Genomic DNA, 25515 nt, shown 5'->3' with positions numbered 1-25515 from the left:
CCCCGATCACCACCCACACCGACCGGCCTAGTCGACCTCGGCGACCGCCTGGGCGAACTGCGCCGCGTACAGCCGCGCGTAGGCGCCGCCGGATGCCAGCAGCTCCTCGTGCGTGCCCTGCTCCACGATCGAGCCGCTCTCCATCACCAGGATCACGTCCGCGTCGCGGATCGTGGACAGCCGGTGCGCGATCACGAACGACGTACGGCCGTGCGCCAAGCGCGCCATCGCCTTCTGGATCAGCACCTCGGTACGGGTGTCGACCGAGCTCGTCGCCTCGTCGAGCACCAGGATCACCGGGTCCGACAGGAACGCCCGGGCGATGGTGATCAGCTGCTTCTCGCCGGCGCTGACGCCCGCGCCCTCGTCGTCCAGCACGGTGTCGTAGCCGTCCGGGAGGGTGCGGATGAAGCGGTCCGCGTGGGCCGCACGCGCCGCCTCCTCGATCTCGGCGCGCGTGACCTCGCGCGAGGCGCCGTAGGCGATGTTGTCCGCGATGGTGCCGCCGAACAGCCAGGTGTCCTGCAGCACCATGCCGATGCCGCCGCGCAGCTCCTCGCGCGTCATCTTCGCGATGTCCACGCCGTCCAGGGCGATCTCGCCGCCCGTGACCTCGTAGAACCGCATCAGCAGGTTGACGAGCGTCGTCTTGCCGGCGCCCGTCGGGCCGACGATCGCGACCGTCTGGCCCGGCTCGACCGACAGCGAGAGGTTCTCGATCAGCGGCTTGTCCGGCTCGTAGCGGAAGGCCACCTTGTCGAGCGTGACCTGGCCGCGCAGCTCCTCCGGGCACTCCGGAACCTCGGCGTCCGGCTCCTGCTCCTCCGCGTCGAGCAGCTCGTAGACCCGCTCCGCCGAGGCGATACCGGACTGCACGAGGTTCGCCATCGAGGCGACCTGGGTCAGCGGCATCGAGAACTGCCGCGAGTACTGGATGAAGGCCTGCACATCACCGATCGACAGGGTGCCCGAGGCGACCCGGAGCCCGCCGACGACGGCTATCAGCACGTAGTTGATGTTCGAGATGAACAGCATCACCGGCTGCATGATGCCGCTGACCAGCTGCGCCTTGAAGGAGGCCCGGTACAGCGCCTCGTTCTGCTCGGCGAAGACGGCCGCGGACTCCTTCTGCCGGCCGAAGACCTTGACCAGCGTGTGGCCCGAGTACATCTCCTCGATGTGGGCGTTCAGCGCACCGGTCGATTTCCACTGCGCCACGAACTGCGGCTGCGACTTCTTGCCGATCTTCGCCGCGACGAAGACGGAGACCGGTACGGTCCCCAGCGCGACCAGCGCCAGCAGCGGCGAGATCCAGAACATCATCACCAGCACGCCGACGATGGTCAGCAGCGAGTTCAGCAACTGGCCCATCGTCTGCTGCAGCGTCTGGCCGATGTTGTCTATGTCGTTGGTGGCCCGGCTGAGCACCTCACCTCGCTTCTGCTGGTCGAAGTACGACAGCGGCAGCCGCGACAGCTTCGCCTGGAGCTCCTCGCGCATCCGGTAGACGGTGCCGTTCATCACGTGGTTCGACAGCCTCGTGGCGACCAGCATGAGCAGGCCCGCGAGGACGAAGACCACCAGCGCCCAGAGGGCGACGACCCCGACGGCACCGAAGTCGATGCCCTCGCCCGGGGTGAAGTCGGTGCCGGACAGCATGTCCGCCATGCCGCCCTGGCCCCTGTCGCGCAGCCCGTCCAGCGCCTGCTGCTTGGTGAGCCCGGCCGGCATCTGCCGGCCGACGATCCCCGCGAAGACCAGGTCGGTGGCCTGGCCGAGGATCTTCGGACCGACGACCGCGCAGCCGACGCTGCCGACGACGGCCGCGACCATGCCCCACAGCTTGACCCGGTCCTGTGCGAGCTGACGCAGCAGCCGCTTCCCCGAACCCTTGAAATCCATGGACCGCTGGGCCGGCCCCGCCATCATCCGTCCTCCGGGCCCGCTCATGCGGCCTCCGCCTCCGTCAGCTGGGAGAGCACGATCTCCCGGTAGGTCTCGTTGCCGGCCATCAGCTCGTGGTGGCGCCCCTCGCCCACCACCTGGCCCTCGTCCAGGACGATGATCCGGTCGGCGTCGCGGATCGTGGAGACCCGCTGGGCGACGATCACCACGGTCGCGTCCTCGGTCTCGCGGGCGAGTGCCGCGCGCAGCGCCGCGTCCGTCGCGTAGTCCAGGGCCGAGAAGGAGTCGTCGAACAGATAGATCTCCGGGCGCTGCACCAGGGCGCGGGCGATGGCCAGACGCTGGCGCTGGCCGCCGGAGACATTGGTTCCGCCCTGGGCGATGGGAGCCTCCAGGCCACCCTCCAGCTCGGACACGAAGTCCTTCGCCTGGGCCACCTCCAAGGCCCGCCACAGCTCTTCGTCGCTCGCGTCCGGGCGGCCGTAGCGCAGGTTGGAGGCGACGGTTCCGGAGAAGAGGTACGGCTTCTGCGGGACCATGCCGACCGTCCTGGCGAGCAGTTCCGGTTCGAGCCGGCGTACGTCCTCGCCGTCGACCAGCACATCGCCGCCGGTCGCGTCGAACAGCCGCGGGACCAGGCCCAGCAGGGTGGACTTGCCGCTTCCGGTGGAGCCGATCACCGCGGTGGTCTCGCCGGGGCGGGCCACCAGGTCCACCCCGCGCAGCACCGGGGCCTCGGCGCCCGGGTAGCGGAAGTCGGCGCCGCGCAGTTCGAGGAGCCCGCGCCGGGCGAGCTCGCGGACCGGGTCGGCCGGCGGGACCACGCTGGAACGGGTGTCCAGGACCTCCTGGACGCGCTCGGCGCAGACCTCGGCGCGCGGCACCATCATGAACATGAAGGTGGCCATCATCACGGCCATGACGATCTGCAGCAGGTAGGCGAGGAAGGCCGTCAGCTGGCCGATCTCCATGCCGTTGCTGTCGACGCGCATCGCGCCGAACCAGATGACGGCGACGCTGGAGATGTTCACGACCACGATGACCGTGGGGAACATCAGGGCGAGGAGCTTGCCGGCGGCCAGCGAGACCCCGGTGAGGTCCTCGTTGGCCTCCCGGAAACGATCCTTCTCGTACGTGTCGCGGACGAAGGCGCGGATCACCCGGTTGCCGGTGATCTGCTCGCGCAGCACCCGGTTCACGGTGTCCAGGCGGGCCTGCATCAGGCGGAACAGCGGCCGCGTCTTGAGGACGATGGCGCCGACCGACAGACCGAGCACGGGAACGACGGCGAGCAGGACGCCCGACAGCTTCACGTCGAGCGACAGCGCCATGACGATCCCGCCCACGCACATGATCGGCGCCGAGACCATCAGGGTGAAGGTCATCAGGACCAGCATCTGGATCTGCTGGACGTCGTTCGTCGAACGGGTGATCAGGGACGGGGCCCCGAACTGGCCGAGCTCCCGCGCGGAGAAGCTCTGGACACGGTCGAAGACGGCGGCGCGCACGTCCCGCCCGAAGGCCGCCGCCGTGCGGGCTCCGTAGTAGACGGCGCCGACGTTGCAGACGAGCTGGACGAGGGAGACACCGAGCATCAGCGCACCGAAGCGCAGGATGTAGCCGGTGTCGCCGTTGACGACACCGGTGTCGATGATGTCCGCGTTGAGGGTGGGCAGATAGAGGGTCGCGCTGGTCTGCAGCAGCTGCAGCAGGACCAGCAGGGCGATGGGTTTTTGGTACTGACCCAGATGGGTCCGCAGAAGTCGTATGAGCACGCGCAGGCTCCGGTCGGCAAGATCGAGGGGGATTCACCCCATCTTCTGCCAACGGGCGGCCCGATCCCCACCGCTTTTCGCAAAGGCCGGTCAAAAGGAGTAGGCCGCCCTGCGACCCGGGACCGAGCCGTCGTACGGCGGACCGGCAGGCCCGAGGGCCTGCCGTCGAATTTCCGTCCGCCCCGCGACGGCAGGGCCTAGAACGCGCCGGGGTGGATCTGCTCCCTCGTCGCAATGTACTGCTGGCGCACCGCCTGCCACGCCGGGAACTCCTCGCCCGGCTCGAACACCTGCGCCGCCGGGGCGGGCCACACCGGCGGGGTGTGCGGGGCCAGCGTGCCCTGCGCCACTCCGAGCGCCCACGCCGCCTGGCGCGCCGCGCCCAGCGCCGCGTAGTCGGCGGGCGCCGGTACGACGATCTGCGTCCCGAACAGCCCGGGGGCCGCGGCCTGTACGGCGGGCAGTTCGGCCGCCGCGCCCAGCAGGAACACCCGGCGGATCTCGACCCCGCGCGAGCGCAGCACGTCGAGGGCGTCCACCAGCCCGCAGAGCATGCCCTCGAAAGCGGCCCGGGCCAGGTGCTCCGGCTTCATCGAGTCCCGGCGCAGCCCGGACAGGGTGCCGGCGGTGTGCGGCAGGTTCGGCGTCCGCTCACCTTCCAGGTACGGCAGGAGTACGAGGCCGTGCGCGCCCGGCGTCGACTTCAGCGCGAGCTCGGACAGCCCCTCCAGGTCGGTGCCCAGCAGCTCGGCGGTGCCGCGCAGCGCCCGTACGGCGTTGGAGGTGTTCACCACCGGCAGGTGCATGCCACTGGCGTCGGCCAGGGAGGTGATCAGACCGCCCGGCTCCGACAGCGCCTCGTGGTGCACCGCCATCACCGAACCGGACGCCCCGAGCGAGACCACCGCGTCGCCGGGGCCGAGCCCCAGCCCGAGGGCGGCGGCCATCGTCTCGCCGGTGCCGGCCGATATCAACAGCCCCTCGGGCGTGGTCCCGGCGGTGTCGGCCGGGCCGAGCACCTCGGGCAGCAGCGCCTGGTGCCCGAGCGCCAGCTCGACGAGGTCGGGACGCCAGGAGCTGGTGGCGGCCGACCAGTACCCGGTACCGGAGGCGCCGCCCCGGTCGGTGGTCCGGCGGACCGGCCGGCCCAGCAGCTGCCAGACGAGCCAGTCGTGCGGGGACATCACGACGGCCACCCGGCGGGCGGCCTCGGGCTCGGTGCGGGCCAGCCAGGCCAGCTTCGCCAGGGGCTGCGCGGAGTGCGGGACCGAGCCCACCGCCTCGGCCCAGGCGTGCCGCCCCCCGAGGGCGTCGATGAGGTCGGCGGCGGCCACCTGCCCGCGCTTGTCGTTGCCGACCAGGGCGGGGCGCACCAGCCCGCCCTGCGTGTCCAGCGGCAGCAGCCCGTGCTGCTGGGCGGAGACCCCTATGGCCTGGACCCCTTCGAGGAGCCCGCCGCCGGCGGCCTCGCCCAGCGAGAGCAGCCAGGCCTGCGGATCGGTCTCGTGGGGATTGGCGCCTTCGGGTTCCCCGGCGGGCTGTGGATGGGGTGCGTACCCCTGGCGCAGCACGGCACCCGTTTCGGTGTCGCAGACGACTATGCGAGTGAAGGCTGAAGAGCTGTCCAGCCCGGCGACTATCCCCATACGGAGAATTCTGCCGCACGCCGGGCCGGACTCATCCGCCTCGGACACCTCAGGTGTTGCTGGTGCCCCAGTCGTCGTCGACGCCGCCGACCCGGTCGCGCCGTCCCCGTACCCGGCCGGACAGGGAGACCGGTACGGCGTCACCGACCTTCTCGCTCACCGCGGAGAAGGCCTTGCCGGCGTACTCGCGCCCGGTGTGCCCGGCGGTCTCGGCGGCGTTGCGCACCGCGGGGTTCTGCGTGAACTCCCGCAGGGACTTCTTCATGGATTCGTAGCGCTCGCGCCCGGCCCGGGTTCCGAGCACGTACCCGAGGGTCAGTCCGACCACGAACGTGACCTTGTACCGCATGCCTGCCACCCTTCGTCGTGTGGTGCCCGGCCTGCTGTCGATACCGATTGGCGGAGCACCCCCCTGCTTGCGCTAATCTATGACTCGCAACGGGCGCTCGCCCCCCGGCAAGGCCGGAGGTGGGCTGTTCGATGCACCGCAGCAATCCCCTGTAGCTCAATTGGCAGAGCAGCCGGCTGTTAACCGGCAGGTTACTGGTTCGAGTCCAGTCGGGGGAGCGCGGTCCCCTGTAGCTCAATTGGCAGAGCATTCGGCTGTTAACCGGAGGGTTGCTGGTTCGAGTCCAGCCGGGGGAGCCAAGAGACGAAGAGGGCCCCTCGTGGGTCCTCTTCGTCTTTTTTGTCGCCTCCGAACGGAACCGGGCAGCCCTCAGCGCGGTCTCTCTGAACAGGCGAAGCCGATCATGCGAGGCATCCGAGGCAGGAGATCGTATGAGCGGCTATGCTGCGGCAGACGGCGCGCACACATGTACGCGCCACGCCGTGAAGGGGCGGTAGCTCAGCCGGTTAGAGCAGCGGACTCATAATCCGTCGGCCGTGGGTTCGAGTCCCACCCGCCCCACCGCGAGCCGCAGGTACAGAAACGATTGCACCTGCGGCTTTGGCGTTTCCAGGGGATCCGGGGATCCGGTGCCCGGCTAGAAGTTCTCCGTTTCGTCCGTGAGGTAGCGCAGTACGTCCGCCAGGTCCTGGCGGCGCGCGAAGGCAGCGCGTTGGCGGTGGGCGCCCGAGCCGTCCCGGAGGAGGGCGCCCAGGGTCTTGGCCGCGTGGTCGAGGTCGCCGGCGGCGGCCAGCGCCGGGGCGACCAGGTCCAGCAGGGCCTCCGCGAGATCGGCCGCCGGAAGTTCGGCGCCCGTGTACGGGTCGAGGCCGAAGCCCTCCAGGCCGTCGTGGGCCGCCCGCCAGCGCGCCAGGCGCAGTACGTCGTCCCGCAGGGCCGGCTCGGGCCGCTGCTCCGCGATCTCCTGCAAGGCCGTGGTCACCAGGGCGCGGACCAGCTCGCCCTGGAGGACGGCCGTGTCGATGTCCGGGGACATGTCCGGCGCCCTGACCTCGAGCGTCGGCCAGTGACCTGACGGGCGGACGTCCCAATAGACCATCTTGGTGTCCAGGGCCGCCCCGGAGCCGAGCAGGGTCTGTACCGAGAGCCGGAAGTGGGCCGTGGACGTGAAGTGCGGGGGCAGCCCCGCCGAGGGCCAGCCCGACCAGGCCATCGCCCGCCAGCTGGCGTGGCCGGTGTCACGGCCGCCCCAGAAAGGCGAGTTGGCGGCCAGCGCGATCAGCGTCGGCAGCCACGGTCTGACCCGGTTGGACACCGCCACCGCCGTGTCCACGTCGAGCGTGCCGATGTGGACGTGGCGGCCGCAGCTCACGAGGGTGTCGGTGAGCGAGCCGAAGCGGCGGTGCTGCTCGCGCTGGCGCGGCTCGTCGTCGGTCAGGTGCAGCGGCCCCTCGACGGCCACGACCGGCGAGGGTGCGGCCAGCAGGCGGCAGCCGTGGGCGCGGGCCGCCCGCCCGAGGGTGCGCCGCAGGGTGGCGAGCTCTTCGCGCAGCGAGGCCGCCGAGTGGGCGATCGGGGTGGAGATCTCCACCTGGTAGCGGGTGCCCTCGGGGTGTATCTCGCCCGGCACCCCGCCGGCCGTGGCGAGGACGAGCGGGGCGGCGGGGACCACCCGGAAGGTGCGGGCGTCGACGAGGAGGAACTCCTCCTCGATACCGACGGTGAGGGGAACGGCGGGGCGCACCGTGTTCTGCGCGCTGCCGGTGCTCGTGGTGCTGTTGCCAGGTTCGATCACTACGCCTCCCTGGACATACGAGTCTTTTCATCATGAGCCGAACGCGAGGCGGGGAGCGTACGCCGATTCGGTCAAAAGTCCGGTGATAGTGGCGAGTTAGCGGCAAGGGGCGCCCCGGTGTGGGGCCCGGGGTCCGGGTGGGGTGACTGTTGCCGGTGTGCGAACGCCGGAAAAATGACCAGAGGGCCGCAGCGCCCCCTGGTTATCATCCGCTGTGACCCGTACCGCCGTGCCCGACCGCCCGCAGCGGCGAATATTCGCCGACCTCACCCCGCTCCGCACGTCCCTTGACTACCGGCGGCTGTGGATCGGCGGCACGGTCTCCTGGCTCGGCCAGGCGATGACCGCCCTCGCGATCTCGCTCCAGGTCTACGACATCACGCGGTCCAGCTTCTCCGTCGGGCTCGTCGGACTCTTCTCGCTCGTCCCGCTCGTCACCTTCGGGCTCTACGGCGGAGCCATCGCCGACACCGTGGACCGGCGCAAGCTCGGCCTCTACAGCTCTCTGGGCGCCGCCGGGCTGTCGGCCGCGCTCGCCGCGGCCGCGCTGCTCGGCTACCACCGGGTGTGGTTCCTGTACGCCGTCGTCGCGCTCCAGGCGGTGTGCGGGGCGCTCTCCGGACCGGCCCGGTCCGCCATGATCCCGCGGCTGCTGCCGTCCGGGCAGCTGCCCGCCGCCAACGCGCTGAACTCCGTGACCATGACGTCCGGGATGATGGCCGGCCCGATGCTGGGCGGGCTGATCGTCGGCTGGTGGGGGTACCAGGCGGCCTACCTCATCGATGTCGTGACCTTCACGGCCGCCCTCTACGCGATGTGGCGGCTGCCGTCGATGAAGCCCGACCGCGCCGAGGGGACGCGCGGCAGGGCCTCCGTCGCCGACGGTCTGCGCTTCCTCGGGACCCGGCCCAACATCCGGATGACCTTCTTCTCCGACATGGCCGCCATGGTGCTGGCGCAGCCGAAGGCGCTGTTCCCGGCCATCGCCGTGCTCTGGTACGGCGGCGACGCGAAGACGGTCGGCCTGCTGGTGGCCGCGCCCGCCGTCGGGGCGCTGCTGGGCGGGCTGTTCTCCGGCTGGCAGGGCCGCGTCCGCCGACACGGGCTGGCCATCCTCGTGGCCGTCGCCGCGTGGGGCCTGGCCATCGCCGTCTTCGGGCTCACCCGGAACCTGTGGCTCGGTCTGTTCTTCCTGGCCCTGGCCGGGTGCGCGGACACCATCTCCATGGTGTTCCGCACCACCATGCTCCAGGCCGCCACCCCGGACGACATGCGCGGACGCCTCCAGGGCGTCTTCATCGTGGTCGTCGCGGGCGGACCCCGGCTCGGGGACTTCCTCGCCGGGACCACCGCGGACCTGACCTCCCCGGCCGTGGCGATCACGGGCGGCGGCCTCGCCTGCGTGGCCGTGCTGGCCCTGCTCGCGCTCCGCTGGCGGGCGTTCGCCCGCTACGACGCACGCTCGCCGCAGGCGTAGGACGCCGGGCGCAGGACGCCCGCGGCCCGGTGTCCTGCGCCCGGGGCCTTACGCGTCCACCGGTTCCCGGGTGCGGTCGCCGCCCGTGCTGCCGGTGTTGGTGGTTCCGGTGGGTTCGAACAGCAGGATCTCCGCCTCCTCGTCCGCCGCCGGGCAGTGCTCCACCCCGCGGGGGACGACGTACATCTGGCCGGGGCCCAGCACGACGTCCCCGTCGCGGAGCCGGATCGTCACGGTGCCGCTGACCACGAGGAAGAGCTCGTCGGTGTCCTCGTGCGTGTGCCAGACGAACTCACCCTGGATCTTGGCGGCCTTGACCTCGTAGTCGTTGACGCGGGCGATGCGGCGCGGGGCCCACCGCTCGCTGAAACCGGCCAGCTTCTCGGCGATGTCGACCTTCTGCGGCGTTGTCATGCGGACAGCCTGCCGGGGTGCCCGCGGGCGGTCTTGTACGTTCCTGACATGGCCGCGATACGTCCGCGCAGCACCGTTTCCGCCTGGCAGCCGACAGTGCCGGGCATCGCCGAGGTCTTCCACGCCCGGTTCACCGACCACGCGTACCCGGCGCACGTGCACGACACCTGGGCGCTGATGATCCTGGACGGCGGGCGGGTCGACTTCGCGCTGGACCGGGAGCGGCACGGCGTCGGGGTGTCGGACGCGGTGGTCCTGCTGCCGCCCGGCGTCGTCCACGACGGACGGACCGTGACGGAGGCCGGCTTCCGCAAGCGCGTCCTGTACCTGGACACCTCGGTGCTGCCGGAGCGGCTGACCGGAGCCGCCGTCGACACCCCGCTGCTGCTCGACCCGGCGCTGCGGGACCGCGTGCACCGGCTGCACGTGGCGCTGGGGGAACGGGAGTCCTTCGAGTCGCAGGCGCGGCTGGCCTTCGTACGGGAGCGGCTGCACCGGAGGCTGACCGGGCGTGAGGCACCGGCGGGCGGGCCGCCGGGCGCGGGTGTCGCCGTACGGCTGCGCGAGCTGCTCGACGAGCGGGTGGCCGAGGGGATCACGCTGGAGGAGGCCTCGGCGGAGCTGGGGCGGGCTTCCGGTAACCGCTGCCACCCCACGCACCTGATCCGCAGCTTCACGGCGGCGTACGGGCTGCCGCCGCACGCGTACCTCACGGGGCAGCGGGTGGCGTTGGCGCGGCGGCTGCTGCTGGCGGGGGCGCGGCCGGCCGAGGCGGCCACGGCGGCGGGCTTCTACGACCAGGCCCATCTGACCCGGCACTTCGGGAGGCACGTCGGGATCAGCCCGGCGCGCTACGCCCGGTCGGGCCGGGGGTGAGCACCCGCGCCGGGTCTACAGGGCCTGGCCTTCCGGGGCGACGATGCCGCGGGCGACGCCCAGCGCCACCAGGTCCTGGGGGCGGATGCGGAGTTGGTCCGCCGTGGCGGGGGCGGCCGCCGGGGGGCGCTTGAGGATGGCCGCCGCCAGTTCCGGGGCGATCACCGAGAAGTAGCTGTCCGGGGTGACCCAGGTGTTGCCCGGCGCGGCCAGCGCGAGGGCGCCGCCCGAGCCGCCCTCGCCGATCAGCAGGGTCGTGACGGGGACCGCGGCCGCGGCCAGTGCCGCGAAGGTGTCCGCGATGGCCGCGCCCGCGCCCTCGTGTTCGGCGGCGGCGTCGTTGGCCGCACCCGGGGTGTCCACCAGGGTGAGCACGGGGATGCCGAGCCGGTCCGCGAGGCGGACGACGCGGGCGGCCGTACGGTATCCCGCCGGGCGGGTGGCGGTGCCGCACTGGGCGGCGTACGCCACGGCCCGGCCCTCCCGCAGCCCGAATCCGCACAGCATCCCGGGGTCGGTGCCGCCCACCCGGTCCCCGGAGACGGAGAGGCGGAGGCCGAAGTACGCGTCCAGGTACGCCCCGGCGCGCGGGCGGTCCGGATGACGGGCCTGGCGGACCGCGTCCCAGCCGGTCGCCGGAGGCGGTACGTCGTCGAGCGCGGCCGGGGGCGGGGCGGGGGCGTCGGCGCGGGGCGCGGTCAGGACGCGGAGCCAGTCGGACAGGACCCCGGGGAGCTCGGCCGGGGGGACGACGGCGTCCACGTGCCCGGCGGCGTACTGCCCCTCGGCGCAGTAGGCCGCCGGGTCCGCGTCCGCGGGCCGCACCCGGGACCCGGCGAAGCCGACCTGGGCTCCGGGCAGCGCGAGGACGACGTCGGCCCCGGCACCGAGCGTGGCCCAGCCGCCGCCGGTGGTCGGATCGCGCAGGACGGCGATCTGGGGCAGCCCGGCGGCGCGGGTCAGGACGCACTGGCGGGCCACGCGCTGGAGCTGGGTCAGCGCGAGCATCCCCTCCTGCATGCGGGAGCCGCCGGTGGCGATGAGGGAGACGAGGGGGAGGCGGTGCTCGCGAGCGTGGCTGTACGCGGCTTCGAGCCGGTCTCCGGTGCGCTCGCCCAGCGAACCGCCGAGGAAGCCGAACTCGAAGGAGATCACGGTGGCTTCGAGGCCGCCGATGAGGGCGGTGCCGGTGACGACGGACTCCTGCTCGCCGGTGTGCGCGCGGGCGCGGGCGCGGGAGTCGTCGTAGCCGGTCCAGGCCAGGGGGCCGTCGGCCGGTGACTCCCGTCGCGGGGCGGGGAGTTCGGTGAAGCTGCCGGGGTCTGTCACGGAGGCGATGGCCGCGCGGGCCGAGAGGCGGGTCGTCGTCACGGGCTCACCCTAGGGGTTGTTCACGGAAGGGGAAGGGCGATCTTGATCGCATAGGCGGCGACGAGGCCGTAGCCGAGTCGGAAGGTCCACGCGCGGGCGCCGTCGGAGATCCTGCTCCCGGCGAGTGCGCCGAGTGCGACGAGGGCCTGCTGCCACAGGAGCGAGGCGGCGCCGACGCCGAGGAGGAAGGCGGCTCCGGCCGGGCCGGTGCGCAGCGCGGCGCCCTGCGCGGTGGTGAGGGCGGCGAAGTAGAGGGCGGTGGTGGGGTTGAGGGCGGTGAGGCCGACATACCGCGCGAAGGCCTTGGCCGGCCGGGGGCCGGTTCCGGCTCCCGGCCCGGTGGCACGGGCCGACGGATCGCGCGGTGGTGGGGGTGCCAGTCCGGGGCGGCGGCGGGACGCGGCGATGCCGCGGGCGGCGATGGCCAGGAGGATCGCGGCCGAGGCCAGCCGGACCCAGGCCTCGACCGGGGAGATGTGGGAGGCCACCCACGGGCCCAGGGCGGTGGCCAGCGCGGCGTACCCGAGGTCGACCGCCGCGATGCCCGCGGCGGCCGCCACCGCCGCCCGGCGGTGGCGCATCGCCTCCTGGAGCAGCAGCACGCTCATCGCACCCATCGGCATCGCCACGCCCAGGCCCGCGACCGCGCCCGCCAGGGCCGGTGTCGTCAGTTCGCTCATGGGGGGAGGGTCCGGCCCCCGGGCCGCGGGACGGGCACCGATATCGGCTCCGGCTGCGAGAATCGCGGCATGGACCGCCTCGACAGGGAAATCCTCGGCATTCTGCAGCAGGATGCGCGGATCTCGTACCGCGACCTCGGCGTCCGGGTCGGCCTCAGTGCCAACGCGGCGGCCGACCGGGTGCGCCGGATGCGCCGGGACGGTGTGATCCGGGGGTTCACCATCGTGGTCGACCCTGCCGCCGACACCCGCGGCGGGCTCGTCGTCTTCATCGACGTCATCCTGCGCCAGGACACGACGAACGAGGAGTTCGAGCGGCAGGTCGCCAAGCTCCCGGGAGTCACCGAGGTCGTGCACGTGACGGGCGAGCACGACTACCTCGTACGGGCCCGGGCTGCCGACCCCGCCGCGCTCGACGGCCTGCTCCGCCGCCTGAAGCGGGAGGCCGGGGTGGCGCAGTCCAGCACCCGCATCGCGCTGCGCGCCGCCAACCGGCCGGGCCGACCGTAGGACCCCGCCGGAGCCGGCCCGGCCCCGGCCGGCCCGCCAGGGCTACAGCGCCGACTCCCAGGTCAGCGCCGTCCCCCGCGTCCCCGACTCCGTGCGGCCGTCGTCCGCCACGGTCAGGCGGACCCGGTACGGCGTCGCGTCCACCTCCACCTCGATGGAGGTGACCTCGCCGCGCCGGTGCGCCGCGGCCAGCGCGCCGCGCAGGGCGGCCAGCAGTTCGTCCGCCGCGGGCTCCGGCAGCAGCGCGTCCACCGCTCCGGTGAAGTGCACCGAGGGCTGGAAGCCGAGCAGCACCGCCGCGCCGCCCGTCTCGCGCAGGACCCGCCCGCGGAAGCTCGTCGGGGCGTCGGTCGGCGGCTGCTGCAGGGCGAAGATCGCGGTGCGGACCTCCTGGATGGTGGAGTCCAGCTCGTCGACGGCGCGGCTCAGCTCGTCGCCCACCGTGTCGCCCGACGGCGCGGCTGAGGAGCGCCGCCGGGTGCTCTCCAGCATCATCTCGGTGGCGAACAGCCGCTGGACCACCAGGTCGTGCAGGTCGCGGGCGATGCGGTCGCGGTCCTCGTACACCGCGAGCTGCTCCCGGTCGTGCTGCGCGTCGGCGAGCACGAGGGCCAGCGCCGCCTGGGAGGCGAACTGCGAGGCCAGCAGCCGGTCCACGGCGTCGTACGGGGGACCGCCCCGGGCGCGCGGCAGGGCGAGGGTGCCGATCAGCTGGCCGCCGCTCTGGAGCGGGAGCATCATGCTGGGCCCGAACCGCTCCCGGACGTGCGTGGTCATCCGGGGATCGGTGGCCGAGTCCTCTATGAAGACGGGTTCGCCGCCGAGTAGTTGTTCCAGCACCGGCGAACCGGGGGCGATCGCCGTCCCCACCAGGTCGCCCGGGTCCCCGTGGCGACGATCTCCATGCCGCCCTCGCGGGTCGGCTGGAGCACCACCCCGGCCGCCGCGTCCGCCAGCAGCCGGGCCCGTTCGGCCACGCACATCAGCGCGTCCGCCGCCGGGCGCCCGGCCAGCAGGGTGGTGGTCACGGCGGCGGCGCCCTCGATCCAGCGCTCCCGGCGGCGCGCGGTCTCGAAGAGCCGGGCGTTGCCGATCGCCATCCCCGCCTGCGAGGCGAGGACGCGCAACAGGGCGAGGTCCTCGTCGGTGAAGGGGCCGCCGCCCCGCTTCTCGGTGAGGTAGAGGTTGCCGAAGACCTCGGTGTGCACCCGGATCGGTATGCCGAGGAAGCTGTGCATCGGAGGGTGGCCCGGCGGGAACCCCGCCGAGCGCGGGTCCGCCGTCAGATCGTCCAGCATCAGCGGCCGGGGATCGGTCACGAGCGCGCCGAACACGCCGGAGCGCACGTCGGGCAGCCGGGGGATGGCCGCCCGCTCGGCCTCGGTGATCCCGGTGGTGAAGAGGGCGGTCAGCCGGACGCGCTCGGGGTCGATGACCCCGAGCGCTCCGTACCGTGCCGCGCAGAGCTCGGTCGCCGAGTCCACGATGTGCTGGAGGGTGGTGTTGAGTTCCAGCTCGGAGCCGACGCCGAGCACCGCCTCCAGCAGCACCGGGAGGCTCGCCGGCGACTCGCCGGGCTCCTCTTCGGACTCCTCCGGGGATTTCTCGTCGGGCTCCGTCCCGGCGTTCGTCATTCGGCCAGCGGGTTGAGGACCATGGGGGCGATCTTCCCTTCCAGCATCGCGCCGAGACCCAGTACGGCGCACACGTCCGGCCGTTCCGCGATGGCGACGGGCATCCCGGTGGAGTCGCGGAGCATCTGGTCGAGGCCGGGCAGCAGGGCGCTGCCGCCCACCATCATGATCCCCCGGTCCGTCAGGTCCGCGACCAGGTCCGGCGGGCAGTCCCGCAGCACCTTGCCGATGCCGTCGAGGACGGCGGTGAGCGGGGTGTGGATGGCGTCGCGCACCGCCGCCGTGTCCACGTGGACGGAACGGGCCAGCCCGGTGGCCACGTCGCGGCCGTGGATGAGGGTGGAGGCCGGCCCCTCGGCGGTGATGCCGTTGCCGTGCAGGGCCAGCTGGAGCGGCCGGACCGCCTGGCTCGGCAGCATCAGCTCGTGCGCGTGGCGCAGGTGCTGGACCACGGCGTGGTCGATGGCCTCGCCGCCGACCGGGATCCGCTGGGCCGTGACGATCGAGCCGAGGGAGAGGACGGCCACCTGGGTGGCCGCCGCCCCGCACACCATGATCATCGTCGCGGTCGGCTGCTCCACGGGCAGGCCGCAGCCGACGGCCGCCGCGATCAGGGTGTCGACGAGTTCGACGCGGCGGGCGCCGAGCCCGACGAGGGTTTCCACGGTCGCCCGCTGGGCCAGCGGGTCCGCGTCGTGCGGGGTGCAGGCGGCGGCCCGCAGCCGGGGCTTGCGGCGCAGGGCGCGCCGCAGCTTCTCGCCGAGCAGGTGGCGCAGCATCCGCTGGGCCATCTCGATGTCGACGACTGTGCCGCCGGAGACGGGGCGTACGACCCGGATGTAGTCGGGCGTGCGGCCGGTCATCCGCTCGGCGAAGGTCCCGACGGCGATGAGCGCGCCGGTCCGTGTGTTCACCGCGGCGACGCTGGGCTCGTCGACGACGAGGCCGGCGCCCTTGACGTACACGCGGGTCCTGGCGGCTCCCAGGTCGACGGCGACGTGGCAGCGGCGCAACTGCTCAAGACTGACGGTCACGGCAGATCCTCCGAGAGCGCTGACGCAAGAGGACCGGCGGAATGCCGGTCACTTCTCATATCATCTCGGACATTTGGCCCTAACCGCCCGTTGGGCTGCTCCGGCCGGGGGTGCCTCGCGCGTGCATGGGGGTGGATTTCTGTACCGACAGGCAGCACCATGCGCGCACCGCACGCGCTACCCGCGCGTAACAAGGTAAAGGGGACCCGATGCTGACGGCCCGCCAGAGAGCGCTCGCACTCCTGACGCTCTGCCTGGCGCTGCTGGCGCCCTTCCCCTCCCATGCCGCCGACCGGGGGGTGGGCCACGCCTCTGACCAGGCATCATCGCGCAATCCGGTGGTCTTCGTACACGGTTACAACGCCGATCCGGGCGTCTGGGGAGCCCTGCGCGGCGACCTGCGCGCCGCCGGGTACACCGACTCGGAACTCTTCTCCTGGGGGTACGACACCCACCAGTCGGTCAACGAGGTCCTCGCCGGGCGGCTCGGCGCGTACGTCGAGGAGGTCCGCCGGCAGACCGGCGCCGCCAGGGTCGACGTCGTCGCGCACTCCTTCGGCTCCCTGGTGAGCCGCTGGTACGTGAAGTTCGGCGGCGGCGCGGCCACCGTGGGCCACTGGGTCTCGCTGGCCGGGCCCAACCGGGGCACCTCCACCGCGTGGGCCTGCGCGCTGTGGGACCAGGCGTGCCGGGACATGACCCCCGGCTCGTACGTGGTGAAGAACCTGAACGCCGGGGACGAGACCCCGGGTACGGTGAAGTACGCGACCTTCTGGTCGAACTGCGACGAGATCGTCAACCCGGACGACAGCGTCCCGCTGACCGGGGCGGCCAACACGCCGGTCGGCTGCCTGAAGCACAACGACCTGCTCGGCGACGACGCCACCTCGGCGGGCGTCCGGTCCTTCCTCGCCTCCTAAGCGGCCCCGGGGACGTGCCCTACTTCCCCGAGGCCGCTGAGGGCCGTGTCGGGTCGTGATCGATGAGCATCGCGGCGTGCGGGGCGGGTGCCCGTCCGGGGTACGGGGCCCGGCGGTCTGCGGCTCGCCGTGTGGGCGCGAGTGACCGGAAGCGATGCCGCAGGCAGGTAGCGGCGGGGCCCGAGAGCCCCGGCTGCGTGCCCGCCGGGATGGCGTGTCAGATCATGGCGAGCCGGTCCACCAGCAGCTCCACCCTCCGTTCGGCGTCCCCGGGAGGCAGCCGTCCCGCCCGGGTCAGAGTCGCCAGGCCGTGCAGGGACGCCCAGAACACCTCGGTGAACAGCCCCGGGTGGACGCCGTCCCCGGCGACCTCGCCGAGGCTCTCCAGCAGCGCGGCGAAGGCGTCCTTCAGCGGCTCGGGGGTGTCCTCGTGTGCGAACGCCAGGCCGCCGTCGAGCTCGAACATGGCGTCGTAGACCGCCGGGTTGCGTTCGGCGAAGCCGAGGTAGGCGCGGGCGAGGGCGGTGACCCGGGTGCGGGGGCCGTCCGCGGCGGAGGTCGCGGCCCGCAGCGCCGCGGCCATCTCGGCGGCACCCTCCAGGGCGACGGCGCCGATGATCTCGCGCTTGCCGCGGAAATGGCTGTAGAGGACGGGCTGGCTGTATTCGATGCGCTCGGCGAGCCGGCGGGTGGTGACCGCGTCCCAGCCCTGCTGCTCGGCGAGTTCGCGGGCCGTCGCCACGATGAGGCGCTCGCGGTCCGCCCGTTCCCGCTGCTTGCGTTCCTGTACCGACATGATTCGATCCTAGCATCGCTAGACAATCGAGCGGCAGTAGGTCTAGCGTTGCCTCATCAACTAGCAACGCTAGATCCCAGGAGGAGCCGTCATGCTCAACGCACTCGAGGTGTTCACCACCGTGGTGGTCGGCGTGATGGTGGGGGTGGAGTTCTCCGTCGCCTTCGTCATCAACCGGATACTCGACGCACTCCCCGGCGACAGCGGCCAACTCGGCCGCGCCCACGGGGGCCGGATGCTCGGCGCCGTGATGCCGGTCTGGTACATCACCTCGCTCATCCTCGTCGCGGTCTGGGCCGTCGCCGGATGGCACCACCACGGCACCGGCCTCGTCGTCACCGCTGGCGCGCTGCTGATCCTCAGCGTGATCATGTCGATCCTGCTGCTCGTCCCGATCAACAACCGGAGCAAGACGTGGACCCCTGACAACCGGCCCGCCGACTGGGAGCAGCAGATGAACCGCTGGGACCGCTTCCACTACGTCCGCGTCGCCGTCATCATCGCCGCCTTCGCCCTGCTGGTCGCCGCCCTCATCTGACCCCGCGGGCCGACACCGCGCCCGCGGCGCACAGTCCCGCTCCCCGGGCGGCGGCGGGCCACCGAAATCCCGGCATCCGGGAATGCGGCTGCCGCTCAGAGCGCGCAACTGCGATCCCGGCACACCACTCCCCTCGATGACCTGCGCGGCTCCCGGCTCCGGTTCGGCTGAGGTCTTTGATCCAGATCACCGAGGTACGCAGCCGAAGCCCGGCGAGGCCCCTAGATCCCGGGTTCCCCGAAGGAGACCCGCTGGAGCAGGCCGTACGTGAACTCGGCCACGCACGGCTTCGCCGCCGCGGCGAACGCCAGACGCCAGCGGGTCGGCGCGGTGCCCTCCAGCGGCCGCGCCGGGGCGAAGGCGCGCGCCACCTCGTCCACCGTCGCCGACCAGGGCCGCAGGTCGTCCGCCGACTCCAGTACGGGCCCCCGCGCGCCCGGGGCCCGTACCAGCCACTCGTTCCACACCGCCCCGTCCGGCGCGGCCAGCACCTCGAAGCGCAGGTCCGGCCAGAGCGGCACCGGCCACAGCAGGGCCTCGCACTCCAGGTCCCCGATCCTGCGCGGCTGCGCGGACTGCGGCGGGCCGAGCACCGAGCGGTAGCGGGCGAGGGCGCCGCGGGAGCGGGGTGAGCGGACCATCGCCTGCCAGCGCTTGTTCGCCTCCCGCTGCTCCGCGAGCGAGGCGCCGAGCCGCCTGCGGGCCTCGTCGGCGAGGTCCGGCTGGAAGTCCGCCATCCTGCGCAGCAGCACCAGCTGGAAGGCGGCCGGACCGAAGGGTCCCCGGGCACCCGGAGTCGGGTTCGCTGTCATGGAGCCCACGATTCCACACAGGATCCTTACGTTCCCGGGATCCGTATGTTGCCGGGGACCACGTAGCCTGCGGGCGCTATGAACTACTGCCCCGCCTGTCGGAGGCACCTCAACGGCGCGCTGGCATGCGCCGGGTGCGGAACCCCGGCCGAGTACCTCATGCCCGCCGCGCCCGCCGCCGCGCCCACGACCGCGCCGGACGAGCCCGCGCCGCAGCCCACGCTGGCCGGTGTGTACGCGGACTCGCTCGTCGTGCTCTCCGTACCGAACGAGCGCAGAGCCGGTGCCCGCCGCCGCAGCACGCAGCGCAAGCACCGCCGGACCGTGCTGGCCGTCGGGCTCGGACTGCTGCTGGCGACCGCCGGCTCGGTGGGGGTGGCCACCATGGCCACCGACGGCCAGAGCACCGACCGGGCCGCCACGGTGGTGCTCACCGATGACGCCGGTCCGCAGCAGCCCGAGCCGCTGCCGGACCTGCCGACGTCCGGCGCGCCCGCGGGCCCGTCGGGGAAGGCCACCGCGAAGGCCGCCGCCGGGCCTGCGAAGAAGAGCGGCAGCGGAGCGCCTTCCGCGGGTGCCGCGCAGCCGGCGCCGGTGTCCTCCGCCCCCGCGCCCTCGACGTCGCGGTCGGCGTCCGGTACTTCCCGCCCCGGGGTGAAGCCGACCACGTCGGGGAAGCCGTCGCAGAGCGCCACCGGCGGCCCGCAGCCGCCGACATCCACCCCGACACCGCCCGCGCCCACGCCGACGCCGCCCGAGGACTGCGGCTTCCTGGGCTGGAAGTGCTGGTAGGGGCCGCGGTCAGCCGCCGAGCATCCGCCTGAGCAGGTCCCGCAGCGCCGTCCGCTCTTCTGCGGACAGGCCGGCCAGCGGCTCGCGCGCGAAGTCCAGCGACTCGCGCAGCCGCTCCGCCGTCTGCAGGCCCTCCTCCGTGGGGGCGGCCAGCTTCACGCGGCGATCGGCGGGGTCCGGGCGGCGCTCGACCAGGCCGCGCGTCTCCAGCCGGTCGACTATGCCGGTCACGTTCGAGGGCTCGCACCTCAGCTTCTGAGCGATGCGGCGCATCGGCATGGGCTCCAGGGAGAGCAGGTTCAGCACTTTGGCCTGCGCGCCGGTCAGCTGGTGGCTGGCGGCCGCATGCTCGTACTCCATGTGGTACCGGGTCACGACGTCGCCGATGAGTTCGACGACCTCGACGGTCACTGGGTCTACGCGACGACTGGGCATGGATCCAGAGTACCCATTTACTTGACAACATGAAATATCCAGGCGCATGGTTGTTTCACCTAGTGAAGCAATTTCGTTCTTACCAGGAGCGCCGCATGTCTCAGATCCCCGCCGTCAGCCGCGAGTGGCACCTCGTCCGTCGCCCGCAGGGCTGGCCCGTCGCCGAGGACTTCGCCCTGCGCGAGGTGCCCGTGTCCGCCGAGCCCGCCGCCGGCCAGATCCTCGTGCGCAACCTCCACATGTCCGTGGACCCGTACATGCGCGGCCGGATGAACGACGTGAAGTCCTACATCCCGCCCTTCCAGCTCGACGAGCCGATGCAGGGCGGCGCGGTCGGCGAGGTCGTCGCCTCCGCCGCCGAGGGCTTCGCCGTCGGCGACCACGTCCTGCACCACCTGGGCTGGCGCGAGTACGCGGAGCTCGACGCGAAGTTCGCCACCAAGGTGGACGCCTCCCTCGCCCCGCTCTCCGCCTACCTCGGCGTGCTCGGCATGCCGGGCCTGACCGCCTACGCCGGCCTCTTCGAGGTCGCCTCCTTCAAGGAGGGCGACTCCGTCTTCGTCTCCGGCGCGGCCGGTGCGGTCGGCAGCCTCGTCGGCCAGTTCGCCAAGATCAAGGGCGCCTCGCGGGTGATCGGCTCGGCCGGCTCGGACGAGAAGGTGACCCTCCTCACGGAGAAGTACGGCTTCGACGCCGCCTTCAACTACAAGAACGGCCCCGTCGCCGAGCAGCTCCCCGCCGCCGCCCCCGAGGGCATCGACGTCTACTTCGACAACGTCGGCGGCGACCACCTGGAGGCCGCGATCTCCTCGATGAAGGTGGGCGGCCGGGCCACCCTGTGCGGCGCGATCGCCGGATACAACGACACCGTGCCCACCCCCGGTCCGCGCAACCTGATGATGGTCATCGGCAAGCGGCTGCGCCTGCAGGGCATCCTCGTCAACGACCACGCCGGCCTTCAGCAGCAGTTCGTCCAGGACGTCGCCGGATGGCTGCGTTCCGGGGAACTGCGGTACGACGAGACGGTCGTCGAGGGCGTCGAGAACGCGACGTCCGCCTTCCTCGGCATGCTGCGCGGCGAGAACACCGGAAAGATGATCGTTTCTTTCACCGGCTAGGCTCACCCCACACCGTCGTGACCGTGGGCGCGAGTCGCGGCGATTACCAGGAGGATCTCTTTACATGTCCATCCAGTACTCCGATGTCGCGTACACCGCTGTCGCCACCGCCGAGAACGGCCGTGACGGTCGCGTCGCCACCAACGACGGCCAGCTCGACGTCGTCGTGAACCCGCCGAAGGAGCTCGGCGGCAGCGGCGCCGGCACCAACCCGGAGCAGCTGTTCGCCGCCGGCTACAGCGCCTGCTTCCAGGGCGCCCTGGGTGTCGTCGCCAAGAACGTGAACGCCGACATCTCCGGCTCCACCGTCACGGCCGAGGTCGGCATCGGCAAGAACGACGAGGGCTTCGGCCTGATCGTCAAGATCTCCGCCGTGATCCCGAACGTGGACGCCGCCACCGCCAAGGACCTCATCGAGAAGGCCCACGAGGTCTGCCCGTACTCCAAGGCGACCCGCGGCAACATCACGGTCGAGCTCGCCGTCTGATCCGCCGCAGCCTGAGCGAAGGCCGTACCCCCGATCGGGGGTGCGGCCTTCGCCGTAGACTGACGCCATGCGTGATCTTGCGGGGGGTTTCCGGTATCTGCTGGCCGGACAGCGGTGGGTGCTGCGGCACGGACGATGGCTGGGATTCGGGCTGCTGCCCGGGCTGGTCTCCCTCGTCCTGTACGCCGGAGCGCTGGTCGGGCTCGGCTACGGCGCCGACGACCTCACTGCCTGGGCCACTCCCTTCGCCGACGGCTGGGGGTCCCCGTGGCTCGCGCTCTTCCGGGGCTTCCTGACCGCCCTGGTCTTCGGCCTCGGACTCTTCCTCGCGGTCATCACCTTCACCGCCGTGACCCTGCTGATCGGCCAGCCCTTCTACGAGTCCCTCTCGGAGCAGGTCGACCGGAGCGAGGGCGGCGAGGTCCCCGAGTCCGGGCTCCCGCTCTGGCAGGAGCTGTGGATCTCGGCCCGGGACAGCGTGAAGGTGCTCGGCCGGGTGGTGCTGTACGGGATCCTGCTCTTCGCCCTCGGATTCATCCCGGTGATCGGGCAGACCGTGGTGCCGGTGCTCGGCTTCTGCGTCTCCGGGTACTTCCTGACCCAGGAGCTCACCTCTGTCGCCCTCCAGCGGCGCCGGGTGGACCTGGCCGAGCGGCTGGTGCTGCTGCGGTCGCGACGGATGCTGGTGCTGGGCTTCGGCGTGCCGCTGGTGCTGGCGTTCCTGGTGCCGCTGGTCGCCGTGTTCCTGATGCCGGGCGCCGTGGCGGGGGCCACGCTGATGGTGCGGGACCTGACGGGGGCCGACGAGGCTCCCGGGGCCGACGCCGGGACCGTGGCCGACACCACGGGGGATGACGCCGCGACCACGGCCGGTGGGGTACCTCCCAGCGGTAGCTGGGAGAGTTTCGGTCCGCCGCCGCCCGCCTACTCGTGACTAGCGCCTGAGCAGGGTGATCGCACCGACCGTGTCCTCCCCGCCGTGGGCGGCCGGGTCGGCGGTCAGCCGGCGCCGCATCAGGTCCAGGTACGGGGAGATCAGCTCGGCGCTGACCCCCTGGTCCTCGGCGGTGCGCAGCAGGGTGCCGCTGGCGGCGACCTGCATGGCCAGGTTGGACACCACCCCGGTGGTGAAGTCCCGCGAGGTCAGCCGCTCGGCGGCGTTGCCGACGAAGAAGCCCATCGCGCCGAGCCACTCGGACAGCAGCGGGGACAGGTCCTTCGGGGCGATGTCCTCGCCCTCGATCAGCGCGTAGGCGTGCGAGATCCCGGCGAACAGCCCCGTCATCGCGCTGAGCAGTGCCACGTCGTGCAGCGCGGCGTGCCCGGGGTCCTCGCCGACGAAGCGGGCCCCGGCCGGGACCTCCAGGGCCGCCCGGTGCGTGTCGAAGAGCCCGCGCGAGCCGCTGTAGAAGACATATCCCCCGGCCTCAGGGGCGCCGATCATCGTCGGCGTCGCCATGATCCCGCCGTCCGCGAACCGGGCCCCGCGCGCCTCGGCCCAGGAGGCCCGTGCGCGGCCCTCGGCCGGGGTGCCGGTGGTGAGGTTGACCAGGTCCTTGCCGGTCAGGTCGGCGCCGTCCAGGGCCGAGCCGACGGAGGCGTCGTCCAGCAGGCAGACCACGACGAGCCGGTTCGCGGCCACTGCCTCGGCGGGGCTCGCGGCGACGACGGCCCCCTCGGCGGCCAGGGCCTCGGCCTTGGCGGCGGTGCGGTTCCAGACGGTGAGGGGATGCCCGGCGGCGAGCCAGGTGCGGGCCAGGGCGGTGCCCATGTCGCCGAGGCCGAGCAGGGTGAGGGGGACGAACGGGGCGGGCGAAATCTGCGGTGTGTTGTCAGTCATGGCGTTTAGCCTGGTGGCAGGCCATGAGGCGCTCAAGTACGCACTTTGGAGTGGGTGGTTACCCCAAGGTGAGCGAGCAGGTGGGAAGGATGTGCGGTGGCGGTGGCACGGAGGCCCGGTGCGGAGCACTGCGGGATCGCCGCGGCGATGTCCGTGATCGACGGAAAGTGGAAGGTCTCGCTCCTGTGGGGGCTGGAGCAGCGCCCCCGGCGCTTCGGTGAACTGCGCCGTCTCGTCCCGGGCGTCTCGGAGAAGGTGCTCGCCGCCCAGCTGCGCGAGCTGGAGACGGACGGCATCGTGCACCGCGAGGTCTACGACGAGGTCCCGCCGCGCGTCGAGTACTCCCTGACCCCGCTGGGGGAGGAGCTGAACGCGGCCCTGGAAGACCTCGGGAAATGGGGCGCCAGGCACCTTCTCCCGGATTCGGCGTAGGCCCCGGTCCGGCCGCCGGCGGTCCCTTCCCGAGCCCCGCTGTTCCCAGGCGGGGCCCGTAGTATGCATGGCGGCAAGTGCCAAGGCTGTCGCTCACCGCCCTTGAGTCCGCCCCGCCCGGAGCTTCGGCACGGGCGTCCGGAGCCGGGCAGAGGCTTGCCCCAGCAACGACCGGCCGTCGGGCCGAGGACCGACCAGCAGTAGGGACACAGCAGTGACAGTCAGTACCGCGGGCCCGGTGTCCGTGCTGCCCACGGGCGGACCGGCCGCGCCCGCCCGCCCGATACCGGCGGTCTCGGGCACGCTGCGCTCCCGGGGCACGCTCCTGCTCCTCGAAGCGGCCGTCGCCTTCGCGGCGGCGCTCGTCCTCCCGGTGCTGGCCCGCGGCTTCAGGCTCAACCCGCTGGACCGGATCGCGCAGGTCAGCGGCCTCGCCGCGATCCAGCTGCGGTTCGCGCTGGTCGGCCTGCTGTTCATCGCCGCGGTGGGGCTCGCGATGCGGCTGCGCCGGGGCCGCCACTTCGACCTGGCCGCCCGGATCGCCGCCGCCGCCATCGCGGGTCTGGCCAGCGGCTTCGTCGCGGCCGGCGCCGTCGTCGCACTCCACGGCACGCCGTGGCCGATGTTCGGCCTCAACGGCGACAGCGGCCGCATCGTCGAGTGGGCCCAGGCGGTCGCCAACGGCCGGCCCTCGGGCTCGCCGGTCTACCCGCCGGCTCCCCTCTACACCCTCGGCTACTACGCCGAGTGGTTCCGCGGCGGCAACACCGCGTACGCCTTCAAGGACCTCCAGATCCTCGGCGCCGCCGCCTTCGGTCCGCTGGTCTACCTCTGCTGGCGCATGCTGCTCAGCCCGGTCCGCGCGCTCGCCTTCGGCGTGGCGCCGGCCTTCGCGCTGATCGACGCGTACAAGCCGTACAGCCAGACGGTCCTCGTCCTGCTGGTGCCCGTGCTCGTGGCGATGGTGGTGTCGCTGCGCCGCAGCGGGACCGACGGCTGGCGGCCCCTGCTGCTCAAGGGCGCCGGCTTCGGCGCACTGCTCGGCCTGCTGTTCCTCACGTACTCGGGCTGGTTCCTGTGGAGCGCGGCGGGTGTGCTGTTCGCCGCGCTGCTGTACTTCCCGTGGCGGACCGGCCGCCTCAAGGGCGCGGCGTTCCTCGGCGCCACCCTGGGGGCCTTCCTCGTGGTCGCCGGGCGCTACCTGGCGGTCATGCTGACCGAGGGGCAGACCACCAAGGACTACAACTTCCGCTTCGACAACTTCACCGACCCGGCCTACTACCTGATGTGGCGCACGGACATGCCCGGCAAGGTGGGCGACTGGCCGCCGCCGGGCGAGTACGGCGGGGTCGGGCTCTTCGCCCTGGTCACCTTCCTCTGCCTCGGTGCCGCGATCTGGCTGGGCATCCGCAGGCCGATGGTGGTCACCGTCGCCGCCATGTTCATCAGCGCGTGGGTGATGCGGATGTACATCGCCGCGCATATGTACGAGACGCAGACCGTCCAGCTGTACACCCGGACCAACAACCAGCTGCTCTACTGCGGGCTGCTGCTGTGCGCGCTCGTCGCCCACCTGGTCTCGCAGCGGATGGCCGCCGCCCGGCGTACGGCAGAGGGCGACGGCACGTCCCGTACCGGCTTCCCGGGACGCGAAGGAGCGGTGATCGGGGCCCTGTGCGCCCTCCTGCTGCTCCTCGGTACGGTCTCCTCCTCGATGGCCGACCGGTACATGCCGGCCAAGGACGGCACCTACCGGATCCTGCCGTGGGTGTCGCACACGATCACGGAGCGGGACGGGAGCTGCCCGAAGTTCGCCCCGGGCGGTACCTGCTCCAAGGACGGCGACCAGAGCTGGCTGAGCTTCATCCGATGACTCGAG

Annotated in this window: 24 protein-coding genes, 3 tRNA genes and 1 pseudogene; 14 read left to right on the top strand and 14 right to left on the bottom strand. The window is 72.4% G+C overall.

The window, feature by feature from the left end:
* Positions 1-27: 27 nt before the first annotated feature.
* The 4 genes from OG737_RS08645 to OG737_RS08630 form a co-directional block, all read right to left on the bottom strand.
* Positions 28-1950 carry an ABC transporter ATP-binding protein gene (locus OG737_RS08645; RefSeq protein ID WP_405679985.1) on the bottom strand — a complete coding sequence of 641 codons (1923 nt, stop codon included), beginning with the start codon at positions 1948-1950 and terminating at the stop codon, positions 28-30.
* Positions 1947-3680, bottom strand: a complete 1734-nt coding sequence (locus OG737_RS08640) for an ABC transporter ATP-binding protein (RefSeq protein ID WP_328925615.1) — start codon at positions 3678-3680, stop codon at positions 1947-1949. The genes OG737_RS08645 and OG737_RS08640 overlap by 4 nt, the downstream gene beginning before the upstream one ends.
* A gap of 197 nt (positions 3681-3877) precedes the next feature.
* Positions 3878-5326, bottom strand: coding sequence for an FGGY family carbohydrate kinase (locus OG737_RS08635; protein WP_328925614.1), 1449 nt, complete (start codon positions 5324-5326; stop codon positions 3878-3880).
* A 49-nt stretch (positions 5327-5375) separates the two neighbouring features.
* Positions 5376-5675: a YtxH domain-containing protein gene (locus OG737_RS08630; RefSeq protein ID WP_405679986.1), complete on the bottom strand. Its 300-nt coding sequence runs from the start codon at positions 5673-5675 to the stop codon at positions 5376-5378.
* Between the two features lie 145 nt (positions 5676-5820).
* Between OG737_RS08630 and OG737_RS08625 the strand changes: the two genes are divergently transcribed.
* The 3 genes from OG737_RS08625 to OG737_RS08615 all read left to right on the top strand — a co-directional run bounded on the left by OG737_RS08625 (position 5821) and on the right by OG737_RS08615 (position 6236).
* A tRNA-Asn gene (locus OG737_RS08625) sits at positions 5821-5893 on the top strand.
* Between the two features lie 5 nt (positions 5894-5898).
* A tRNA-Asn gene (locus OG737_RS08620) sits at positions 5899-5974 on the top strand.
* 188 nt (positions 5975-6162) lie between these two features.
* Positions 6163-6236 (top strand) — tRNA-Ile (locus OG737_RS08615).
* 76 nt (positions 6237-6312) lie between these two features.
* Here the strand turns inward: OG737_RS08615 and OG737_RS08610 are convergent.
* Complete coding sequence (locus tag OG737_RS08610; protein WP_328925538.1) at positions 6313-7470, bottom strand: glutamate--cysteine ligase; 1158 nt, start codon at positions 7468-7470, stop codon at positions 6313-6315.
* Positions 7471-7684: 214 nt separating this feature from the next.
* Here OG737_RS08610 and OG737_RS08605 point away from each other — a divergent pair, with 214 nt between their 5' ends.
* Positions 7685-8947 (top strand): MFS transporter, encoded by a 1263-nt coding sequence (locus OG737_RS08605; RefSeq protein WP_405921383.1) that lies wholly within the window; start codon positions 7685-7687, stop codon positions 8945-8947.
* Between the two features lie 48 nt (positions 8948-8995).
* On the opposite strand, the gene OG737_RS08600 is transcribed toward OG737_RS08605, so the two are convergent.
* On the bottom strand, positions 8996-9361 hold the full coding sequence (locus tag OG737_RS08600; protein ID WP_328925536.1) for a cupin domain-containing protein: 366 nt from the start codon (positions 9359-9361) through the stop codon (positions 8996-8998).
* Between the two features lie 48 nt (positions 9362-9409).
* Here OG737_RS08600 and OG737_RS08595 point away from each other — a divergent pair, with 48 nt between their 5' ends.
* The gene (locus tag OG737_RS08595; RefSeq protein WP_328925535.1) at positions 9410-10237 is read left to right on the top strand and encodes an AraC family transcriptional regulator; all 828 of its coding nucleotides are present in this window, start codon (positions 9410-9412) and stop codon (positions 10235-10237) included.
* Positions 10238-10252: 15 nt separating this feature from the next.
* Here OG737_RS08595 and OG737_RS08590 read toward each other — a convergent pair whose 3' ends face one another.
* Entirely contained in the window at positions 10253-11608 is a 1356-nt protein-coding gene (locus tag OG737_RS08590; RefSeq protein ID WP_328925534.1) for a carboxyl transferase domain-containing protein, read from the bottom strand.
* Positions 11609-11628: 20 nt separating this feature from the next.
* Positions 11629-12288, bottom strand: a complete 660-nt coding sequence (locus tag OG737_RS08585; RefSeq protein WP_328925533.1) for a LysE family transporter — start codon at positions 12286-12288, stop codon at positions 11629-11631.
* 69 nt (positions 12289-12357) lie between these two features.
* Between OG737_RS08585 and OG737_RS08580 the strand changes: the two genes are divergently transcribed.
* Complete coding sequence (locus OG737_RS08580) at positions 12358-12798, top strand: Lrp/AsnC family transcriptional regulator (protein WP_328925532.1); 441 nt, start codon at positions 12358-12360, stop codon at positions 12796-12798.
* 42 nt (positions 12799-12840) lie between these two features.
* Here the strand turns inward: OG737_RS08580 and OG737_RS08575 are convergent.
* Positions 12841-14432 (bottom strand): annotated as a pseudogene (locus OG737_RS08575) (GAF domain-containing protein).
* Positions 14429-15466 carry a rod shape-determining protein gene (locus tag OG737_RS08570; protein ID WP_328925530.1) on the bottom strand — a complete coding sequence of 346 codons (1038 nt, stop codon included), beginning with the start codon at positions 15464-15466 and terminating at the stop codon, positions 14429-14431. Before OG737_RS08570 ends, OG737_RS08575 begins: the two are co-directional and overlap by 4 nt.
* Positions 15467-15675: 209 nt before the next feature.
* On the opposite strand from OG737_RS08570, the gene OG737_RS08565 reads away from it, so the two are divergent.
* A complete protein-coding gene (locus tag OG737_RS08565; RefSeq protein WP_328925529.1) occupies positions 15676-16386 on the top strand; it encodes a triacylglycerol lipase in 711 nt (236 codons plus the stop codon).
* A 217-nt stretch (positions 16387-16603) separates the two neighbouring features.
* Here OG737_RS08565 and OG737_RS08560 read toward each other — a convergent pair whose 3' ends face one another.
* Positions 16604-17182 carry a TetR/AcrR family transcriptional regulator gene (locus OG737_RS08560; RefSeq protein WP_328925528.1) on the bottom strand — a complete coding sequence of 193 codons (579 nt, stop codon included), beginning with the start codon at positions 17180-17182 and terminating at the stop codon, positions 16604-16606.
* A gap of 91 nt (positions 17183-17273) precedes the next feature.
* Between OG737_RS08560 and OG737_RS08555 the strand changes: the two genes are divergently transcribed.
* The gene (locus OG737_RS08555) at positions 17274-17720 is read left to right on the top strand and encodes a DUF1772 domain-containing protein (RefSeq protein WP_328925527.1); all 447 of its coding nucleotides are present in this window, start codon (positions 17274-17276) and stop codon (positions 17718-17720) included.
* 221 nt (positions 17721-17941) lie between these two features.
* On the opposite strand, the gene OG737_RS08550 is transcribed toward OG737_RS08555, so the two are convergent.
* On the bottom strand, positions 17942-18532 hold the full coding sequence (locus OG737_RS08550) for a hypothetical protein (protein WP_328925526.1): 591 nt from the start codon (positions 18530-18532) through the stop codon (positions 17942-17944).
* Between the two features lie 159 nt (positions 18533-18691).
* Between OG737_RS08550 and OG737_RS08545 the strand changes: the two genes are divergently transcribed.
* Positions 18692-19324: a hypothetical protein gene (locus OG737_RS08545; protein ID WP_405921382.1), complete on the top strand. Its 633-nt coding sequence runs from the start codon at positions 18692-18694 to the stop codon at positions 19322-19324.
* Between the two features lie 9 nt (positions 19325-19333).
* Here OG737_RS08545 and OG737_RS08540 read toward each other — a convergent pair whose 3' ends face one another.
* Positions 19334-19759 carry a MarR family transcriptional regulator gene (locus tag OG737_RS08540; RefSeq protein ID WP_328925524.1) on the bottom strand — a complete coding sequence of 142 codons (426 nt, stop codon included), beginning with the start codon at positions 19757-19759 and terminating at the stop codon, positions 19334-19336.
* Between the two features lie 95 nt (positions 19760-19854).
* Between OG737_RS08540 and OG737_RS08535 the strand changes: the two genes are divergently transcribed.
* From OG737_RS08535 to OG737_RS08525, 3 genes are all read left to right on the top strand, one after another.
* On the top strand, positions 19855-20877 hold the full coding sequence (locus tag OG737_RS08535) for an NADP-dependent oxidoreductase (RefSeq protein ID WP_328925523.1): 1023 nt from the start codon (positions 19855-19857) through the stop codon (positions 20875-20877).
* 64 nt (positions 20878-20941) lie between these two features.
* On the top strand, positions 20942-21364 hold the full coding sequence (locus OG737_RS08530; RefSeq protein ID WP_328925522.1) for an organic hydroperoxide resistance protein: 423 nt from the start codon (positions 20942-20944) through the stop codon (positions 21362-21364).
* 67 nt (positions 21365-21431) lie between these two features.
* Positions 21432-22298, top strand: a complete 867-nt coding sequence (locus OG737_RS08525; protein ID WP_328925521.1) for an EI24 domain-containing protein — start codon at positions 21432-21434, stop codon at positions 22296-22298.
* Here OG737_RS08525 and OG737_RS08520 read toward each other — a convergent pair whose 3' ends face one another.
* On the bottom strand, positions 22299-23204 hold the full coding sequence (locus tag OG737_RS08520) for an NAD(P)-binding domain-containing protein (RefSeq protein ID WP_328925520.1): 906 nt from the start codon (positions 23202-23204) through the stop codon (positions 22299-22301). It lies immediately after the preceding gene.
* A gap of 102 nt (positions 23205-23306) precedes the next feature.
* Here OG737_RS08520 and OG737_RS08515 point away from each other — a divergent pair, with 102 nt between their 5' ends.
* Together OG737_RS08515 and OG737_RS08510 are read left to right on the top strand one after the other, a co-directional pair.
* Entirely contained in the window at positions 23307-23636 is a 330-nt protein-coding gene (locus OG737_RS08515; RefSeq protein WP_328925519.1) for a helix-turn-helix domain-containing protein, read from the top strand.
* Positions 23637-23850: 214 nt separating this feature from the next.
* Positions 23851-25509: a hypothetical protein gene (locus OG737_RS08510; RefSeq protein WP_328925518.1), complete on the top strand. Its 1659-nt coding sequence runs from the start codon at positions 23851-23853 to the stop codon at positions 25507-25509.
* The last annotated feature ends 6 nt before the right edge of the window (positions 25510-25515 follow it).

The sequence above is a fragment of the Streptomyces sp. NBC_00122 genome (assembly GCF_045160845.1).
In the GTDB taxonomy this organism is placed as follows: Bacteria; Actinomycetota; Actinomycetes; order Streptomycetales; family Streptomycetaceae; genus Streptomyces.
The sequence above is the reverse complement of the archived record's forward strand: the minus strand, read 5'-3'. Positions and strand labels throughout refer to the sequence as shown.

What these genes read in the sequence shown, in the direction of transcription:
- OG737_RS08645 (WP_405679985.1), bottom strand. Translation starts at nt 1,950, where the DNA reads ATGAGCGGGCCCGGAGGACGGATGATGGCGGGGCCGGCCCAGCGGTCC.
- OG737_RS08635 (WP_328925614.1), bottom strand. Translation starts at nt 5,326, where the DNA reads ATGGGGATAGTCGCCGGGCTGGACAGCTCTTCAGCCTTCACTCGCATA.
- OG737_RS08630 (WP_405679986.1), bottom strand. Translation starts at nt 5,675, where the DNA reads ATGCGGTACAAGGTCACGTTCGTGGTCGGACTGACCCTCGGGTACGTG.
- OG737_RS08600 (WP_328925536.1), bottom strand. Translation starts at nt 9,361, where the DNA reads ATGACAACGCCGCAGAAGGTCGACATCGCCGAGAAGCTGGCCGGTTTC.
- OG737_RS08595 (WP_328925535.1), top strand. Translation starts at nt 9,410, where the DNA reads ATGGCCGCGATACGTCCGCGCAGCACCGTTTCCGCCTGGCAGCCGACA.
- OG737_RS08585 (WP_328925533.1), bottom strand. Translation starts at nt 12,288, where the DNA reads ATGAGCGAACTGACGACACCGGCCCTGGCGGGCGCGGTCGCGGGCCTG.
- OG737_RS08580 (WP_328925532.1), top strand. Translation starts at nt 12,358, where the DNA reads ATGGACCGCCTCGACAGGGAAATCCTCGGCATTCTGCAGCAGGATGCG.
- OG737_RS08565 (WP_328925529.1), top strand. Translation starts at nt 15,676, where the DNA reads ATGCTGACGGCCCGCCAGAGAGCGCTCGCACTCCTGACGCTCTGCCTG.
- OG737_RS08560 (WP_328925528.1), bottom strand. Translation starts at nt 17,182, where the DNA reads ATGTCGGTACAGGAACGCAAGCAGCGGGAACGGGCGGACCGCGAGCGC.
- OG737_RS08555 (WP_328925527.1), top strand. Translation starts at nt 17,274, where the DNA reads ATGCTCAACGCACTCGAGGTGTTCACCACCGTGGTGGTCGGCGTGATG.
- OG737_RS08550 (WP_328925526.1), bottom strand. Translation starts at nt 18,532, where the DNA reads ATGACAGCGAACCCGACTCCGGGTGCCCGGGGACCCTTCGGTCCGGCC.
- OG737_RS08545 (WP_405921382.1), top strand. Translation starts at nt 18,692, where the DNA reads ATGCCCGCCGCGCCCGCCGCCGCGCCCACGACCGCGCCGGACGAGCCC.
- OG737_RS08540 (WP_328925524.1), bottom strand. Translation starts at nt 19,759, where the DNA reads ATGCCCAGTCGTCGCGTAGACCCAGTGACCGTCGAGGTCGTCGAACTC.
- OG737_RS08535 (WP_328925523.1), top strand. Translation starts at nt 19,855, where the DNA reads ATGTCTCAGATCCCCGCCGTCAGCCGCGAGTGGCACCTCGTCCGTCGC.
- OG737_RS08530 (WP_328925522.1), top strand. Translation starts at nt 20,942, where the DNA reads ATGTCCATCCAGTACTCCGATGTCGCGTACACCGCTGTCGCCACCGCC.
- OG737_RS08525 (WP_328925521.1), top strand. Translation starts at nt 21,432, where the DNA reads ATGCGTGATCTTGCGGGGGGTTTCCGGTATCTGCTGGCCGGACAGCGG.
- OG737_RS08520 (WP_328925520.1), bottom strand. Translation starts at nt 23,204, where the DNA reads ATGACTGACAACACACCGCAGATTTCGCCCGCCCCGTTCGTCCCCCTC.